At 55.8% G+C, this 17,524-nt stretch carries 15 protein-coding genes; 3 read left to right on the top strand and 12 right to left on the bottom strand.

Going from position 1 to position 17,524, the window contains the following annotated elements:
* Positions 1-41: 41 nt before the first annotated feature.
* The 5 genes from ACXADZ_RS18165 to ACXADZ_RS18145 all read right to left on the bottom strand — a co-directional run bounded on the left by ACXADZ_RS18165 (position 42) and on the right by ACXADZ_RS18145 (position 3,565).
* Positions 42-1,091 (bottom strand): YncE family protein, encoded by a 1,050-nt coding sequence (locus tag ACXADZ_RS18165; RefSeq protein ID WP_170634697.1) that lies wholly within the window; start codon positions 1,089-1,091, stop codon positions 42-44.
* A gap of 132 nt (positions 1,092-1,223) precedes the next feature.
* A complete protein-coding gene (locus ACXADZ_RS18160; protein WP_170634699.1) occupies positions 1,224-1,583 on the bottom strand; it encodes a hypothetical protein in 360 nt (119 codons plus the stop codon).
* 84 nt (positions 1,584-1,667) lie between these two features.
* Positions 1,668-2,036 carry a hypothetical protein gene (locus tag ACXADZ_RS18155; RefSeq protein ID WP_267362940.1) on the bottom strand — a complete coding sequence of 123 codons (369 nt, stop codon included), beginning with the start codon at positions 2,034-2,036 and terminating at the stop codon, positions 1,668-1,670.
* The gene (locus tag ACXADZ_RS18150) at positions 2,033-2,755 is read right to left on the bottom strand and encodes a TVP38/TMEM64 family protein (RefSeq protein ID WP_371811950.1); all 723 of its coding nucleotides are present in this window, start codon (positions 2,753-2,755) and stop codon (positions 2,033-2,035) included. The genes ACXADZ_RS18155 and ACXADZ_RS18150 overlap by 4 nt, the downstream gene beginning before the upstream one ends.
* 252 nt (positions 2,756-3,007) lie before the next feature.
* Entirely contained in the window at positions 3,008-3,565 is a 558-nt protein-coding gene (locus tag ACXADZ_RS18145; RefSeq protein WP_247748071.1) for an EF-hand domain-containing protein, read from the bottom strand.
* A 172-nt stretch (positions 3,566-3,737) separates the two neighbouring features.
* Between ACXADZ_RS18145 and ACXADZ_RS18140 the strand changes: the two genes are divergently transcribed.
* Both ACXADZ_RS18140 and ACXADZ_RS18135 read left to right on the top strand, forming a co-directional pair.
* Complete coding sequence (locus tag ACXADZ_RS18140; protein WP_170634701.1) at positions 3,738-4,463, top strand: response regulator; 726 nt, start codon at positions 3,738-3,740, stop codon at positions 4,461-4,463.
* Positions 4,460-5,857 (top strand): ATP-binding protein, encoded by a 1,398-nt coding sequence (locus tag ACXADZ_RS18135; RefSeq protein ID WP_475198680.1) that lies wholly within the window; start codon positions 4,460-4,462, stop codon positions 5,855-5,857. Before ACXADZ_RS18140 ends, ACXADZ_RS18135 begins: the two co-directional genes overlap by 4 nt.
* A gap of 73 nt (positions 5,858-5,930) precedes the next feature.
* On the opposite strand, the gene ACXADZ_RS18130 is transcribed toward ACXADZ_RS18135, so the two are convergent.
* The 6 genes from ACXADZ_RS18130 to ACXADZ_RS18105 all read right to left on the bottom strand — a co-directional run bounded on the left by ACXADZ_RS18130 (position 5,931) and on the right by ACXADZ_RS18105 (position 16,389).
* Positions 5,931-6,551 (bottom strand): class I SAM-dependent methyltransferase, encoded by a 621-nt coding sequence (locus ACXADZ_RS18130; protein WP_170417923.1) that lies wholly within the window; start codon positions 6,549-6,551, stop codon positions 5,931-5,933.
* 565 nt (positions 6,552-7,116) lie between these two features.
* The gene (locus tag ACXADZ_RS18125) at positions 7,117-7,458 is read right to left on the bottom strand and encodes a copper-binding protein (RefSeq protein ID WP_170417920.1); all 342 of its coding nucleotides are present in this window, start codon (positions 7,456-7,458) and stop codon (positions 7,117-7,119) included.
* A gap of 29 nt (positions 7,459-7,487) precedes the next feature.
* On the bottom strand, positions 7,488-10,667 hold the full coding sequence (locus ACXADZ_RS18120; protein ID WP_170602099.1) for an efflux RND transporter permease subunit: 3,180 nt from the start codon (positions 10,665-10,667) through the stop codon (positions 7,488-7,490).
* A complete protein-coding gene (locus tag ACXADZ_RS18115; protein ID WP_170634709.1) occupies positions 10,664-12,859 on the bottom strand; it encodes an efflux RND transporter periplasmic adaptor subunit in 2,196 nt (731 codons plus the stop codon). Before ACXADZ_RS18115 ends, ACXADZ_RS18120 begins: the two co-directional genes overlap by 4 nt.
* Before the next feature lie 617 nt (positions 12,860-13,476).
* Entirely contained in the window at positions 13,477-13,863 is a 387-nt protein-coding gene (gene cueR, locus ACXADZ_RS18110; protein ID WP_152460772.1) for a Cu(I)-responsive transcriptional regulator, read from the bottom strand.
* A gap of 15 nt (positions 13,864-13,878) precedes the next feature.
* Entirely contained in the window at positions 13,879-16,389 is a 2,511-nt protein-coding gene (locus ACXADZ_RS18105) for a heavy metal translocating P-type ATPase (protein ID WP_475198678.1), read from the bottom strand.
* Positions 16,390-16,562: 173 nt separating this feature from the next.
* Here ACXADZ_RS18105 and ACXADZ_RS18100 point away from each other — a divergent pair, with 173 nt between their 5' ends.
* Positions 16,563-16,760, top strand: a complete 198-nt coding sequence (locus ACXADZ_RS18100; RefSeq protein WP_170634714.1) for a heavy-metal-associated domain-containing protein — start codon at positions 16,563-16,565, stop codon at positions 16,758-16,760.
* A 35-nt stretch (positions 16,761-16,795) separates the two neighbouring features.
* Here the strand turns inward: ACXADZ_RS18100 and ACXADZ_RS18095 are convergent, their stop codons facing one another.
* Positions 16,796-17,524 carry a DsbA family protein gene (locus tag ACXADZ_RS18095; RefSeq protein ID WP_475190680.1) on the bottom strand — a complete coding sequence of 243 codons (729 nt, stop codon included), beginning with the start codon at positions 17,522-17,524 and terminating at the stop codon, positions 16,796-16,798.

Raw genomic sequence — 17,524 nt, 5'->3', positions numbered from 1 at the left:
GTCGTAGAGCCGTTTAATTACACAATGCCGGGCACAGTCCTTCAGGGCAGAACAACCATCTGGTGGCCCTCACCCAGTATCGGCACTTCGGTAATAGCCGTCAGGCTGACTTGATCGACGATCCAGACCTTCGGTTCGGTTCGGCTTGATACCATCACTTTGCCTGAGTTCGGTATGGTCGTCAGGTGATAGGGTGCCGGTGACAGGTTGGTCGAGCGCTGTTTGCCCGTAGCAAGATCAATCGACAACAACCGGTCGGTGCCTTTGGCGGCCACGAACAGTACGGCCTCGCGGTCGGACAGGCCGATCCCGTGCAACTCGCCTCCTATGTCATAGGTTTCGGTGACAGAACCGCTGGCAAGATCTACGCGGAAGGCCTTGCCACCATCACTGTCGGCTACGAAGGCGGCGCTGCCGGTGGCGTTAAGTACAAGATGCTCAGGGCCTTCGCCGACGGGGATGTTGCGTACGACGAAGCCTTTGACGACATCCACTTCGCTAAGTGTACCGTTGCTGGTATTGGTGACATAGACCCTGTCGCCGTCAGGCGCGAATACCGCATAGTTGGGCATTGGCCCGGTTGCTACGAAACCAAGGAAGCTGAGCTTATCGAGATCGACGATCGAAATACCGTCACCGCCCGGATGGGTCGCCACCGCGAACTGCCCATCGGGCGAGACCGCAGTGTGATGCACCGCACCTGGAACCTCGATCTGGCGGACGACCTCGCGTGTTTCCGCATTAAGGATCGTCAGCAGGCTCCGCCCCTTGTCTTTGGGCAACACGGTGACATCGCGCTTGGCGTGGTGCGCGGCGTGTTCGTCCTGGGACATACCTTCGGGTTTTGGTGGCGTTGTGGCCTCGGTTTCTGCGTAGCTGCCCGCGACCAAGTACTTAACGCCGGGCGCGCCGGCCAGCCCATGGACCGCCACGAGCCTCGGCAGCCGCTCGACGGTCTTGCCGGTTTCGGAGTCGATCACCAGAACCGAGTCCGCGCTGCCTTCGGGAATGAACACGGTTGCCGCAAGCGTGAGTGAAGGCGCGGTCAAAGCTACTACAGACAGGCCAGCGGCCAGATTGAACAGGGTCATTTAGGTTTCCTTTCGTCAACTGAAACGCGCACCTTGGCGGGCACGTGCAGAAAAATCCGGTAGATGACGGCCATCAGGAAGGGCGTCAAAAGCAGGGTCAGAGCGATGGCCTTCATGGCTTTGTCCATTCAATCAGTTGAGTTTTGTGCGAGCCGCAAAGACATTGAACAGTCCGCCGAACAGCAACGCGGCGTACCAGCCGTAGAGAAACGCCCATAACAGTCCCAACAGGAATGAGGGCAGGCTGAGCCAAGTCATTCCGGGCATCAGGCCGATCCAAGCCCGGTACATGGCAAAACTTGGAAAGATCAGGTCAAAGGCCACGCACAGCAGGTAGGTTGCGGCCAGAAACAGGCTGAGCGCCCAGCCAAGGGTTGTCACCGGAACAACGGGATGATGTTCTTGTGTCCCCATCACACAGGGACCACAGGTCAGGCGCAACAGTGCGAATAGCACCACGCCCGTGACGAAAAAGTACAGAATGGTAAGCATGGTAAGTGTCCTGAACTGAGTTGGGCCGCAATCAACGGCTTGGGCAAGACCCCGGAGCGATTCCGGGGCCATTGCCGGTCACGTTCAGGACAGGTTTGGCGGATGTGGTAGTGGTGCGACCGGCAGGCTTGCGCGTGGCCGGAACCGTTCTGGCGCTACGAGCGTAGCAATACGCATCGAGAGCAATTCAGGTGCCGCCATAACTGCCATCGCATAACAGCCCGGGTGCACTGAGCAGTCTAATTCTTCTGATGGATGAGACGCGGGATACCCACCGCTGTCATCGATAACGAGCTCGGCCTGGGTGGCGGCCTTCGCGATGTCATGCCCGGCATGGGACGGCACAACAGAAATCAGCATCGAAACCACCAACGCACAGATCAACAGGACCTGCAGCCGGCCCATGGCTCGACCCGTCCGTGTCGCAGTTGATATCCATTGTGCGCGGATCACTTAGGGTTTCCTCCATTCTCCAACAGTTTAGGACCGCTTGGATCGGTCGCATTGATCTGGCTCAATTCGTGGTCTGAAGAGCCAACGGGCATCTTGCGTTTCCAAGCCAACCAAATAAGTGGCGCCCCCGTCAACAGCCCAAGCCCGATAACCGCAAGGCTGGTGCCGCCCGTCGCGGTTTCGGTAATCTGGCTGCCCAGATGGGCCAAAACGAAACTGGCCGGCAAGATTCCAGCCAAGGTGGCCAGTGCGAACCGCCAAAATTGAAGTCGGGTCAGACCAGCGGCATAGCTGACCATGTCGAAAGAAACGAAAGGCATCAGGCGGCTGGTGAACACGGTCAACATCAGGGCATTCTGCGATCCAAGCAACCCCATGTCCAGCTTGTCGCCGAACCACCGGCGCAGCGCGTCGCGCCCCAACCAACGGGCTATCAGGAACGCCAGCAGCGCCCCCAACTCCGCCCCGATAGCAACCAATGCGGTTCCCGGCCCATGCCCATATGCCACCCCGGCGGCGACAGCGATCGGAGCGCTGGGGATTGGGCTGGCAACCACTGCGGCTGTCATGAAGCCGATGATGACAATGGGTCCGAACGGGCCGGCCCAATCCACCCACGCAGTAATGACTTCGCGCGATAGTCCTGCGTCCAACGCGCCAGACAGCCACAACCAGATGGTGGCGATCAGCAACGCGATCAAAACCGCGATGAAAACCAAACGGCTATTGCTGTGCAGGCCTTCCAGCTTTCGTTCCTCCTATGACATAGCCCTCCACCCCTATACGGGAGTGACGGATTCCGAGGTCACTTAGCGATGTATTTGACCAGTGCCACGATCGCCAGAACGATCAACACTGCAATCAGCAACATCCAAATCATGCCAAACCCCATTCCAGCGCCATACCCCATCATCGCTTTGTTCCTCAGTGGTTTGTGGCCGAGTGCGATGACCCGGCTACACGGTTGCGTTTCAGTTGTTGGTTTCAGAAGACTTTGTCACAGGTTTCGAGGACTTCATGCCGTGTTTCGGCGACATCGTCTTCGCGCCTTTCTCGATTTCCCCTGTGGTCACCGCGCCATCGCCATTGGCATCCAGATGCTGAAATCGGTCCACCATAGTTTCGCGGATCATTCCGGAATGCAGCGCTTCGAACTCATCAATCGACAGGTTGCCATCTCCATTAACGTCATGCGCCTGCATCCGGGCCTTCAGACCTTCGGCGATCTCAGATTCGCTCGGGCGACCGTCCTCGTCCATGTCCAGAACCTCCATGTCCAGAACCGCCAGCCAGTTGCCGCCCATCATACCCTTACCATGCATACCACCCATCATCTGACCATGCATTTTCATCATCACTTGCATCATGCCTGCGTGATCGCCCATCATACCGCCGGGCGCACCCTGCATCATGCCGCCCTGATGGCCCTGCATCTGCGCGCTGCTGCCATGCTGACCGGCGGCAAGCGCGGGCAGCGCCATCAAAGTCGCGGCAATGGCTCCGGCGGCCAGCGTGAAGGTAACTTTCATGACTTTCACCTCTCGGGTTTTTGTTTCTACACAAAGCATATGGCCGCCCTCGGCCGCGCCACCACCCTCCTACTCAACCCGGTTTGTATCGTTGTGTCGCAGCCGGCCCAACTGATACAAAGGGTTACAAAAAAGCCGGGATTTGTACCGCGCCGAGGCCTATGATCGCGCCATGACCGAAGCACCACATATCTTGATTGTCGACGACCACCGCGAAATCCGTGATGCTGTCAGCCGTTATCTGGAAAAGAATGGGTTGCGCGCCAGTACCGCGCGCGACGCAACCGAGATGGACGCGCGACTGGCGGCCGGTCGGATTGACCTTATCGTACTCGATATCATGATGCCGGGCGAAAACGGATTGTCGGTCTGCCGCCGCCTGTCCGCGGCCGGTGGCCCGCCGATCCTGATGCTGACAGCCCTCAGCGATGACACCGACCGTATCGTGGGTTTAGAGATCGGCGCCGATGACTACCTGCCCAAACCATTTAACCCACGTGAATTGCTGGCCCGGATCAAGGCGATCCTGCGGCGTTCCGAAACCACCGCCCCTCCGGCTGGCGATCTGAGCGGCAAACGGATCGCCTTTGGGAGCTGGGTTCTGGATGCCGACAGTCGCACCTTGATATCCGCCGAAGGGGCCGAAGAAAGTCTGACCACCGCCGATGTCCGGCTGCTGGCCGTATTCCTGCAGCGGCCCCGCAAACTCCTGTCGCGAGACGAACTGCTGGACTTGACCGCCGGCCGCAGCCCGCACTTGTTCGACCGTACGATCGACAACCAGGTCAGCCGCTTGCGTCGCAAGATCGAAGCTGACCCAACGCGCCCGAAGCTCATCACCACGGTAAGGGGCGGCGGTTATTGCCTGTCGACCGACGTGCGCGAGCTTACGGAATGAAAGGCTTTGCCCAAAGTCTGCGCGGTCAGCTTATCCTTTTGATCATCGCCGCGCTGACTGCCGCGCAACTGGTCAGCCTGTGGCTGTTCGTCGACGAACGCTCAATGGCAGTTCATATGGCCCTTGGCCTGGAAACCGCCGGACGCGCCGCAAACATCGCGCGGCTGATTGAAGAAGCTCCACCCGAGATGCACGACGCGATCCTGCGGGCAGCAAGCTCTCCACTGGTGCGTTTCAGCCTTACAGATACGCCCGCGGTCGATCACACAGGACATAGCGCTGGTGGGACGGTCGAAAACACAATCCGCAGAATTCTGCCAGGCTATGAAAACCGTCCCATCCGGGTAGAGTTGCATGAGTTCTCTCCCGATATGCTGCCGGTTGAAGGTGTTCCGTCTACAATGGCTGAAATGCACATGGCAATGATGCGTGATCACGTTTCCGCAATTGAAATGCAGCTGTCGATCGCTCTGACGACCGATCAATGGCTCAACGTGGATACCCGGTTCCATAACCCTCCTCTGCAATGGCCTTTGCAGTCCTTCGTCAGCTTCGGTTTCACTGCAACTTTAATTCTTGGAGCAGCCATTTGGTTTCTACTGACACGGCTGACCGGCCCGTTGCGCCGCCTGTCACTGGCTGCAGACCAGTTTGGTCGCGGTGAAGACGTCCAGGAACTGACGGTTTCTGGTCCGACCGAGGTGCGAGATTTGACGCAGGCGTTCAACCATATGCGTGATAGGCTGACTCGCTATGTTGCCGATCGGACCAGACTATTGGGGGCGCTGGGTCACGATTTGCGGTCGCCACTGACGGGATTGCGGGTTCGCGCCGAACTGGTGGAGGAAGAGGAGACCCGTGACCATCTGATCGAGACCATCGAGGAAATGCAGGAGATGGTGGACTCCACCCTGTCATTTGCCAAGGGCGTGGCCACGCGCGAACCTTCCAGTACCGTCCCAATTGGTGAATTCGTAACCAAAACGACCGAAGACATTGTGCAAGCCGGTGACACGGTTGAAGTATCGGTCGCAGACAATCCGGCCGTCACGCTTCGGCCGATGCTGATGAAGCGAGCTCTGCGCAATATCATTGAAAACGCCTGCCGGTATGGTGCCCGGGCCAACGTCTCAGTCATGCAAGAGGGGAATGAGGCAAAAATATTGATCCAGGATCAGGGGCCCGGCATCCCCGAGCATATGCTCGATGCGGTATTCGACCCATTCGTGCGGCTTGAAACATCCCGCTCGCGAGAGACTGGCGGAACCGGCTTGGGGCTGTCGATCGCACGTACGATCATCCAGTCGCACGGTGGCACGATAGAATTGCTAAACGGGGAAACTGGCGGCTTGTGCGCTAAGGTGGTTCTGCCAGTTTTTGAGGGCCAAACGTAACTTGTGAACACAATCGGCATGCCCCGAAAGCTTATTGGAAGCGTACCGCTTTGGGCCAGTTTCAGGTGTGGGCTCAAACGCAGCGGCGGAGAACACTGAACTGGAAAGACTGACTTTCCCCCCAAGAGGTTTGGTGCAGGTGATGGCGATGCGCGACGAGTTCAAAGTGTTCCTCAAAAAGCACGGCGATATCGCTCGGACTATAGCGGGCGACAGGGAGACCACTGCAAGTCTCCGGCCCATCAAGTGCAAACGTAGCAATGATCACATGGCCGCCAATTTTTACCCCTTTCTTCACGCTTTCCAGATAGGCCGCGCGTTGCGATGTATCCACGAGAAAGTGAAAAACCGCCCTATCATGCCAGACGTCATATCTGCGATCGGGGACCCAAGAAGTTATATCTGCAGAAATCCAAGTGACTGTTTCAGCGGCGCGCCCCAACCTTTCCCGGGCCGTGTCCAACGCGACCTGCGATAGATCGAGAACTGTCACGTCATGGAGCCCCTTCGCAAGCAACGCTCCAGCAAGACGAGATGTACCTCCACCAATGTCGATGACGGATGAAGGCTTAGACACTCTGATCAACTCGATGAGTTCAAGCGATATCTCTGGATCATCCTCGTGCCAACTCAATTGGGTGTCAAACTTCTCGCCATAGACATCGTCCCAGTGCTCTCTTGTGTTAGCTGTCATGTCGTATCGTTTTCCCAAGTCGTCGCCCTGGAGATATCCTCATTTTGACCGCTCCGCGCTGCGTTTTCGACTGAAGCAAAAACCAACAAGGCAACGCCCCAGACAATTCGACGCTGGTCCGTTGAATGGCCGCGTGAAGTCATCTCGGCGACAATGTAGTACACACATTCCAATTGTGAAATGTTTTAGGTGGGATTTGCTTGTCGGTCAGATTTCCACTGGGCTGCGCAAGTAGCTCCAGAATTTTGCGCAGTTTAACTGCAGTGGCGCGGGCCGGAGATACCGAAGCGTTGGCAGTTTGTGTACTGCTTGCCTGGATTGCTCTGTTCAATCAGTATAGCCGGAAGATTTTCTGAGCTTTGGAGCTTCAATCAGTCAACGAATTGCTTAAAGCGCCTTTAACCGACAATGGACTGATAACTTATGAGCAGAGCCACAGATCGTTGAAATACGATTTGGTTCTTGAGTGGCTCCTACTCCATTTCTCTTAGTTCATAGAATTTCCTACAGTCGTTGAAACGGCGAACAATCACATCATTGGTGAATAGCTGCCGCATCAACAGACTCAGTTTTTCATGATCGCGCCGATCGCATACATACCATCATCGCTTTTGACCAACATCAGTGTGACTTCGTCACCTGCGCTGATCTCACCCATCATCTGGGCATTCTCAAGAAGCTGCAAATCCATCGTCATCGCGGGCCACCCGATCTCGGGGATCGGATCATGGCTGACGTTAGCGGTTTCGTCGCCAATTGAGTTCACCAAAGCCTTTGCGTGGACCGCACCTTCCATCTGTTCGGAAGACATGGGCATGTTGGAATGGTCCATGCCGTGGTTCGTTTGCGCGATGCCGGATGTTGTAGACACGGCCAATAGGGCCAAAATTGCAGTCAAAGTTTTCATCAGATGCTCCTGTTTCAAGGTTGTGGGTATTATTCTGCCGGAAGCGCAGGGGGCACTTCCTGGATCGTGTGGGAGATCTCTCGGTTCACGCGATTGAGCGCGAGCCGTTTCCAAATCACGAATATTGCGGGAATGACAAAAAGCGTAAGAAGGGTCGCTGTCACCATGCCCCCAATCATCGGCGCAGCGATCCGCTGCATGATTTCAGAGCCTGTACCGGTGCCGTACATGATGGGTATCAGTGCTGCAAAGATCGTGGCTACAGTCATTACCTTCGGCCGAACCCGAAGAACGGCTCCTTCGAACACCGCGTCTTCGATATCGTCACGTGTCAGCTTTCGCTGTTCCGATTGCGCCAGCCCTCGACGTTTCTCCCAAGCAAGATTGAGGTACAACAACATGACAATCGCTGTTTCCACGGCAACTCCCGCCAGCGCGATGAAGCCCACGAGCACAGCAATTGAGATATCGAAGTTAAGATACCATAAGAACCAAACCCCACCTGCCAATGCGACCGGGAGCGCCGCAAGAATTATCCCGACCTCAATCACCCGATTGAACGCCAAGAAAAGCATGAGCGTGATAATTAGCAGGGTTGCAGGAGCAACGATCGTCAACCTGTCCTGCATTCTCTCTATGTACTCATACTGCCCTGACCAAGTCAGCGAGTAACCTGGAGGCAGGTCGACCTTTTCTGTAACCACCTCTTGTGCTTCGGCCACATAGCCGCCCAGGTCGCGCCCCGCGATGTCGATGAACACGAACCCAGTTCGTCGAGCGTTCTCTGATCGTATCATTCCCGGCCCGTCAACTATTCGAATATCGGCGAGAGCGGACAGTGGCACATGAGCACCCGACGGCGTGACGACAGGAAGATTTTCGAGCCGTTCCGGGCTGTCTCGCCATGCCTGAGGGTACCGAAGGTTTATAGGAAACCTCTCCAGCCCCTCCACAGATTCCGACACTTGCATACCGCCAATTGCGGTCTGCACTACGTCCTGAACTTCTCGAACACTCATCATGTATCGGGAGGCGGCATCTCGTTTGACGTCGATTTCGATGAAACGCCCGCCAACAGGTCGCTCTGCGTAGGCGGAAGCCGTTCCATCAATATCAGCGACCGCACGCTCTACTTCGATCCCTATATCTGTAATGACCTCCAAGTCGGTGCCGGATATTTTGACACCGACAGGAGTACGGATACCTGTCGCAAGCATATCGATGCGGTTCTTGATAGGTTGGATCCAAACATTTGTAACGCCCGGAACCTGAACGATACGATCGAGCTCATTCCGGATTTTCTCCATTGTCATGCCGGGGCGCCATTCTTCTTCCGGCTTGAGTTGGATTGTGGTCTCCACCATCGTTAGAGGTGCTGGATCGGTTGCAGTCTCCGCACGCCCAACTTTACCGTGAACAGTTTCGACTTCAGGCACGGTCGCGATCAGGCGGTTGGTCTGCTGCAGTACCTCACGGGCTTTTCCCGTCGAGATCCCGGGGTAGAAGCTCGGCATGTAGAGAAAATCACCTTCGTTCAACTCGGGCATGAATTCAGAGCCAATTCTCTGGTACGGGTACCACATGGACGTCACCAGAACGCCGGCCAACAGTGTTGTTGCCCATGGCCAGGCAATTGCCGCGTCCAGAAATGGGCGGTACACGAACACGACCAAGCGATTTAGCGGATTTTTTCGCTCCGGTAGAATACGCCCCCTTACAAAGTAACCCATCAAGACCGGAACCAGCGTTATCGAAAGGATGGCGGCTGCAGCCATGGCGTAGGTTTTGGTATAAGCGAGTGGCGAGAAGAGCCTACCTTCCTGATTTTCCAGAACGAAGACAGGCAGAAAACTAACCGTGATGATCGCCAGAGAATAAAAAAGTGCTGGTCCCACCTCAGACGCGCACTCTTGCACAATCCGCCATCTGTTCTCTGCTGTGAGCTTTTCTTTTTCCAACCGCCTGTGCATCGCCTCGATCATCACAATCGATGCGTCGACCATCGCACCAATAGCGATGGCTATGCCGCCGAGCGACATGATGTTTGCGTTTACTCCTTGCGCCTTCATCAGAATAAATGCGGCAAAGATTCCCAGAGGGAGCGACAGAAGAATTACGAGGGATGACCGCAGATGAAGTAGAAAAGCCGCGCACACAAGAACAACGACGATGAATTCCTGCGTCAATTTCTTCTGGAGGTTATCGATAGCGCGCTCAATCACACCAGATCGGTCGTAGGTCGTTATGATTTCGACCCCTTCCGGCAGGTTTGAACGCAACTCTTCTATGCGCGCTTCCACCGCTTTGATCGTCGCTAATGCGTTCCCACCCCATCGCAGGATGACCACTCCGCCAACCGCGTCTCCTTGCCCGTCGAGCTCCCCGACACCACGGCGCATTTCAGGCCCCAGGCGGATTTCAGCGACGTCTCCAAGCGTCAGAGCGGCGCCGCGCTCGTTGACCATCAATGGCGCGCTTGCAAGGTCTGACAATTCATCGATGTAGCCCGATGACCTGACCATGAATTCGGCTTCACCCATCTCAATGACGCTGCCGCCCGTCTCGCGGTTGGCCGCCTGAATAGCCGTCCTCAATTGTGCAAGTGTTATGTCATAGGCACGTAGTTTGTTTGGGTCGACGACGACCTGGTACTGTTTGACCATTCCGCCGATGGTGGCGACTTCTGAGACGCCTTCCACGGCTTGTAATTCGTATTTCAGAAACCAATCCTGCAGAGTCCTGAGCTGAGCCAGATCATGATTTCCGGTTCTGTCAACCAGCGCATACTGATAAATCCACCCGACCCCAGTCGCATCTGGGCCAAGTTGTGGTGACACGCCTTCAGGCAAGCTGCCGGTAATCTGGCCCAAATATTCGAGCACACGCGACCGAGCCCAGTAGAGGTCCGTCCCGTCCTCAAAGACGACATATACAAAGCTGTCTCCAAAGAACGAGAACCCGCGAACGTCTTTTGCACCGGGTACGGCCAATAGGGCTGTCGCAAGTGGATATGTGATTTGGTTTTCGACAACTTGAGGTGCTTGCCCGGGATATGGCGTGCGAACAATTACCTGGACATCCGAAAGATCCGGGATTGCATCAACCGGCGTCTCACGAATGGCCCAAATACCCGCAACTCCTATCATGAATGCGAGGGCCAAGATGACGAACCTGTTGGCAAGAGAAGAACGAATGATGGCCGTGATCACTGCGTAACACTCCCATCAAGCGCGACCTCTAACAGCGTCATCGAAAAGTCGGGATTGCGGCGAAGGATCAAAGAAACATCAATCCCTACAGGCAAGTTAGAAACCTCAATCCCCTCCGCAACCGGGAAATCCATGGTCATGCCCGGCATGCCGATCTCAGTCATCGGACCGTGTGTTACATTCGCGGTCCGCGCGTTTGCGTCGATACTGTTAATCCGGCCAGAAACCTGAAGCGGCGGCGCAATAGGCGTTGCCTCGGCCAATACCATTGTCATGCCATCTGCACGCGCGAAAGTCAGAGTCATTTCAGAACCGACTTCGAGCATGTTAGGGTCCAATGACGGCTCTAATGGGAAATCCATGGTCATCCCCGGCATACCAATCTCAGTCATCGGCCCGTGAGTGATGCTTGCAGTTCCCGCCTCAGCATTAACGAGGTTGATCGTGCCGGTGACCACAATCGGTGGAGCAGAAGGCGTCTTGGTTTCTTCAGGTTCAACAGAATCCGTTGGCGTGGAGCCCTCTTCGCGAATTGCCACAATCGAGAACATCCCCCCTTCTCCCTCAGCCAGATCAAACTCAATTGGCATGCCGATAGGCACGGTAGTGAGATCTACTCCGACAACCGACAAATCCATTGTCATGGCCGGCCAACCGAGCTCGGGGATTGGTCCGTGCTCAAGCGTCAATTTGCCATCGGAAGTGACGGCGCGCGCAACACCAGCTCCAGTTCCGGCAATACCGTCGTCCGGCGCAAGCTCCATCAGGCTCAGAAGCCCATCCGCACCCCGCGCGATCACGAAAGCAACCGCGTCGCCAGCATTCAAACGGTCGAGCGAAACACCAGACCTAACCGGAAACTGCGAAGTCATTGCGGGCCAATCGAGGCTTTCGAGAACATCGTGACGAACAGTTGCCATACGATTTTCGGCATCGAGTGAAACCAGGGTGCCTGCCCCGCGTGCTGGTTCGGTATCCGTTGGTGCCATTCGGGTGAAACCGGCGCTCAAAGCACTTTCACTGTCGATTAGAAACTGTGCGGATGCGACAACTTCCTCACCGGGTTCAAGCCCTTGCAGAACTTCTGTTCGACCCCCCTCGCCGAAACTGTCTCGAAGACCTGTGGTCACCAGTCTCGGGCGAAAAGTACCATCGCCTGTTTTCAAGATGACGCGTTCCGCCGAACCAGTACGAATTAGCGCCTCTGATGGAACAGTGAGAACATTCCGGCTTTCATCCGGTATAAGGCTAACGCTGCCAAACATGCCCGGCCGAAGAACGCCGTCGGTGTTATCGAAACTCAGTCTGACGGGAAGAGTTCGGGTTTGCGGATCAAGCTCAGGGTAAACATAGTCGATTTCGCCTTCGAAGGTGCGACCGGGTAGGTGCTCGAACCTTGCTATTGCGCGCATGTCCTCCGACAAACGTGCAATATCTCGTTCGAAAACATCGACGATCAACCATACTTCAGAAAGATCGGTGACCGAAAACGCAAGCGTGCCTGGCTGCAGGTACATTCCATCAGCGGCATTCAGCGCTATGACAACACCGTTTTGAGGCGCCTCAATTTGCACATTTCGAACCAACTCACCGCCCGCCTCGATCTCTGCAACCTGACGTGCGGACATACCGTGGCTGATCAACTTATTGCGCGCCGCGTCCAAAATCCGCGGGTCACCGGCTTCAACTGCGCGTACAAGATCGCCGGTCGCAGCTGCGATCAATGGTGAAAAGAGTTCAAATAAAACTTGCCCCTTCTCAACCCGATCACCGACCGCGCGAACTTTCAGTTGCTCAATCCAACCTTCAACACGCGTATGAACGTGATTGGTCAGGTGTTCGTCAAAGCCGACGAAACCCACCGTCTCGATGCGAGGTTCGATATCAGTCATGCGTGCAACCGCAGTCCGCACACCAATTGCGTTGATTTCCGCAGCGCTTAGGGTGACTTCTTCAGGGTCGCCGGTAGGTTCCTGCCCAGAATAAACCGGGATCAAATCCATACCCATCGGCGATTTTCCAGGTCCAGGCTGCCGAAAATTCGGATCCATCGGTGCTACCCAATAAAGGACCTCTGGTTCGTTCGACTGGCCCTGATCAATTGGATTCAGGTACAGTCTTTCAAGAATGACACCTCCACCCAGGCCAAACGCCAAGGCAAGTACTGATAGTGCCGCATATCTTCCACGCATAATAATCTCCCGACGGTCGCATTGAATGCTGGAACCGAAACAACATGAATGCCCGCGCTTGCGGGCCTGAGGATGTCAGGAGATTTGAGGAGGACGATCGGGAGTCAGAGGTCCCTGAGACAGATGGGTTTCCGAATCCATGTTTCGGTTTTGCTGCCCGAAAGCTGTAGCCAACACAGCAACACTCACTTGGGTAGGATATTCACCAACGCAGCAGATGCCGGAATGACATTCTCCGCTGTGATTTACGTGGCTATCAGTGTGGATTTGGCCAGTCGTCGGATGCAAACCGCTATGGTCGTGTTTGAAGTCTGATGACTTTGCAGCCATTGAAACGCCGTGAGGCTCAGAGGTGCTACTGTTTTTGACGTCACTGCTCGCGACCACAACAGTGCCGACGAAGGTCATCGCCAAGCAGACGCATGTCAGAAACGTCATTCGCAACACTGAGAAGAACTTCCACTCCATCCCGTGCAGTTAGGACGAACGTAACGTGTGTTCAAGCCAGTCGGAGAAAAAAACAGGTGAGTTGGTGCGCTGCATCGAAATGAAGCTGATTCCCGCGAATACACGTAACAAACTGCCAAAATCGGAGGCAGTTCATACGATGAGCGCATCTAAGTTTGGCCGAGGTTCTTCAGGATCGGGCAGTCAGGGCGGTGGTCGCCAGCACATTCGTCGATCAGATGAGACAGTGTAGCATGCATGGCCTTCAGGTCCGCGATCTTGGCATCTATCTCTTTTAGGTTCTGTTTGGCGATATCCTTCACGTCCGCGCTTGCGCGTTCTTTGTCCTCGTACAACGCCAGTAGTGAACGGCAATCCTCAATGGTAAAGCCCAAGGAACGGGCCCGCCCGATGAAGGCCAGTTTGTGCAGTTCCTTTTCGTCGAAATGTCGATACCCGTTCAGACTGCGCCTGGGTTTGATGAATCCGATATCCTCGTAATAGCGGATGGTTTTGGCAGGCAGACCCGAACGTTCTGCTACATCTCCGATATTCACAGCGGTTCTCCTTTTCTATTCAGCAGGCGCTGATCGCAGCGCCTGCTCTTCATTCTGCGAGATCTGTTCTCGCCCAACTTTGATCGGCTTAACCCAGCGCAACCGCAGCGCGTTGGTCAGGACAAATACACTGGACAGCGCCATGGCACCTGCAGCCAGAACCGGCGACAGCAACGGGCCGCCAAACGGATAGAGCACCCCCGCTGCAACCGGTATGAGCAGCGTGTTGTAGCTGAAAGCCCAGAACAGGTTTTGTCGGATGTTACGCATGGTGCGCTGACTAATATCGAAGGCGTTGACCACGCCTGTCAGGTCGCCTGACATCAGAACGACGTCGGCCGCCTCGATGGCGATGTCAGTGCCTGTCCCGATCGCAATTCCTACGTCAGCCGCCGCCAGAGCGGGGGCATCATTGATGCCATCACCCACAAAGGCCAGTTTTCCGCCATTTGAGCGCAGATCTTGCAACGCGGATACTTTACCTTCGGGCAGAACCTCGGCCACGACATGATCGATGCCAAGCTGCGCCGCGATGGATTTGGCTGTAGCGGTATTGTCGCCGGTAATCATCGCTACTTTCAGCCCCAGTCCGTGCAAAGCTTCAATTGCGTCTGGCGTTGTGGTCTTGATTGGGTCCGCCACGGCGATGACGGCTGCGATAACTCCGTCTACGGAGGCATAAAGTGGAGTCTTTCCGTTGATTGCGAGTTCAGCGCCCCGATCAGACAACGCGCCCATTTCAACCCCTTCGCGACTCATCAGGCGGTCGGCCCCGATCAAGATTGTATGGCCTTCGACCGAGGCGCTTACCCCGTAACCGGTGATCGACGTGAAGTCTTCTGGCTTCGAAAGCTCCAGACCACGGGTTTCAGCCGCGCGCACGATGGCCGTGGCGATCGGATGTTCGGATGTGACCTCAACGGCAGCAACAAGGCGCAGAACCTCATCCTCGGCCAATCCTTCGGCCACAATAAGGTCGGTCAGCTCCGGGCGCCCTTCGGTCAAGGTCCCTGTCTTGTCTACCGCAACAACAGTGGTTTCCTGCAGCATTTGCAAGGCGTCGCCCTTTCGGAAAAGGACACCCATCTCGGCCGCACGGCCGGTGCCGACCATGATTGAGGTGGGTGTGGCCAACCCCATGGCGCAGGGGCAAGCAATGATCAGTACCGCAACCCCGGCTACCAACGCCAGGCTGAGCGCGGGATCGGGTCCGAACAACATCCAAACCAGCACAGTCACAACGGCCACAGCGATCACTACCGGCACGAACCACAGCGTGATGCGATCGACCAGGCCTTGAATCGGAAGCTTGGCCCCCTGGGCTTGTTCGACCATTTGAATGATCTGGGCCAACATAGTGTCTGCGCCGACCTTTTCAGCCCGGTACGTCAATGCGCCCGCGCCATTGACTGTTCCGCCGACCACAGTTGCGCCCTCGGTCTTTTCGGCAGGAACCGGCTCGCCGGTGATCATGCTTTCATCGACATATGACGCGCCGGTCACTACGGCACCATCCACCGCGATTTTTTCGCCCGGTCGAACGTGCACAATATCCCCTACAACGATCTGCTCGATCGGTAGCTCGACAACCGATCCGTCGCGCTCAACTCGCGCTGTTTTTGCCTGCAGACCGACCAATTTTCGGATCGCTTCACCAGTTCGCCCCTTGGCGCGCGCCTCGAGGAACCGCCCCAGCAATATGAGAACCACGATCACCGCTGCGGCCTCGTAGTAGACGTTTGCGGTGCCGGCGGGAAGAACACCCGGCGCAAAGGTGGAAACAAGCGAGAACCCATAGGCCGCCGAAGTGCCCAGGGACACCAGAGAGTTCATGTCCGGCGCGCCTTTGAACAAGGAAGGGAAGCCCTTGGTGTAGAACTGCAAACCTGGCCCAAAAAGAACGATCGTGGTCAGAAGGAATTGCAGGTAATAGCTTTTCTGGATGCCGATCGTGCTCGCTATCAGGTGGTGCATGCCCGGAATAACATGCGAGCCCATTTCAAGGATAAAGACCGGCAAAGCGAGCAAGGCGGCAAAGCTTGTTCGCCGGGCCAATTGGCGAATCTCTTTGGCTTTGCGGTCTTGTGGTTCGGTCTGCGTCGCGGATCGCAGGCTCGCCGGATAGCCAGCAGATGCCGCAAGCGCCGCGATGGCTTCGGGTGTTGTGACTCCCTCAGCATAACGTACAGTTGCACTTTCGGTGGCCAGATTGACCGACGCGGACAAGACGCCATCATCTGCTTGCAATGCCCGCTCAACGCGCCCCACGCACGATGCGCAGGACATGTTCTGAATATCCAGCGTTACCTCTTCCGTCCGTGCCGGATATCCGGCGCTGTTTAACGCATCAGCAATGGCCGCTTTATCGGCTGGATCGCGGAAATCGACCTGAACGCTTTCGCTGGCGAGATTAACCGAAGCGGCATCTACCCCTGGCACATCTTTCAACGCGCGCTCGACGCGCCCTACGCAAGAAGCGCAGCTCATACCCTGAACTTGAAACCGTGCATGTGAAATTTCAGTCATATTGTCACCACAAATGTTCTGCTGACGGGCAACATAAGGGTTCCAGCAAGTGGAAGGTCAAGTGATGGGGTTGACTTTCTTTTCCACTAATTTTGGCGATCCAATTTTCACGACTTGACCTTCCTGTGCTGGAATACTTTAGCCGGGACAACGGAAAACAGGAGCAAACATCCATGACGACCCTAAATATCCCGGATATGAGCTGCGGGCACTGCAAGTCAGCAATCGAAAAAGCCGTTGCCACGGTGGATTCCTCCGCACAGTTGGACTTTGACATGGAAAACCGCAGGGTACGTGTCTTAAGCGCCAATCCACTTGATCAAATCCTTGCTGCTCTGAAGTCCGAGGGATACGAAGCCACGGTCGCATGAGACACTTAGGGGCGCATTCTGTCGCCGCCTTGGTTTTATCTTGCGTCTCTGACTGCCTCGATTAGCCGGGTCATTTCATCTTCGGCGATCAGCCCCGGGGCAAGAGCATCTCCAATCACAAACGAGGGGGTGCCACTGAAGCCAAGCTGTCGGGCCAATTCCATGGACACCTGAATATGTGCGTCGACTTCCGGCGCCTCCATATCTGCGCGCAATTGATCCTCGTCCAGGCCGAGTTCACGGACAACTTTCAGTACACTGGCCTCAGTGGCACGACCGTTCAGAGCCATAAGCGCCCAATGAAATTCTTCATATTTTCCCTGATTACGTGAGGCAAGCGCGGCGCGTGCCGCGAAGTCGGAACCTTCTCCGAGTATGGGCCATTCTCGATAGACAACTCGTACATCGGAATCGCCTGCGATTACGTTTTTCACGACCGGGGCAGCGCGTTTGCAATATGGGCAGTTGTAGTCAAAAAACTCGACCACGGTTACATCGCCTTCCGGGTTTCCGATGACAGGCGCATTCGGATCCTGTTCCAGCAATTCACGCTGATTTTCCAAGACGCTTCCAATTGCTTCGGCTTTTGCCTGATCCTCGCGCTGTTGAAGCAGTTGAATCGCCTGCATGATGATCTCAGGGTTTTCCAAAATGGCTTCGAGAGCCAGCCGTTTTACATCGGAGTCAGACAGCTCGTCGGCGCGTGCCATAGGAATGCCAATCGACATGGCGATAGCGACTAAGCCTGCAAGTATTCGTTTCAC

The organism is Ruegeria sp. ABM4_193 (assembly GCF_056158705.1).
Note: the sequence above shows the minus strand (reverse complement) of the source record. Positions and strands in the feature narration are given on the sequence as shown.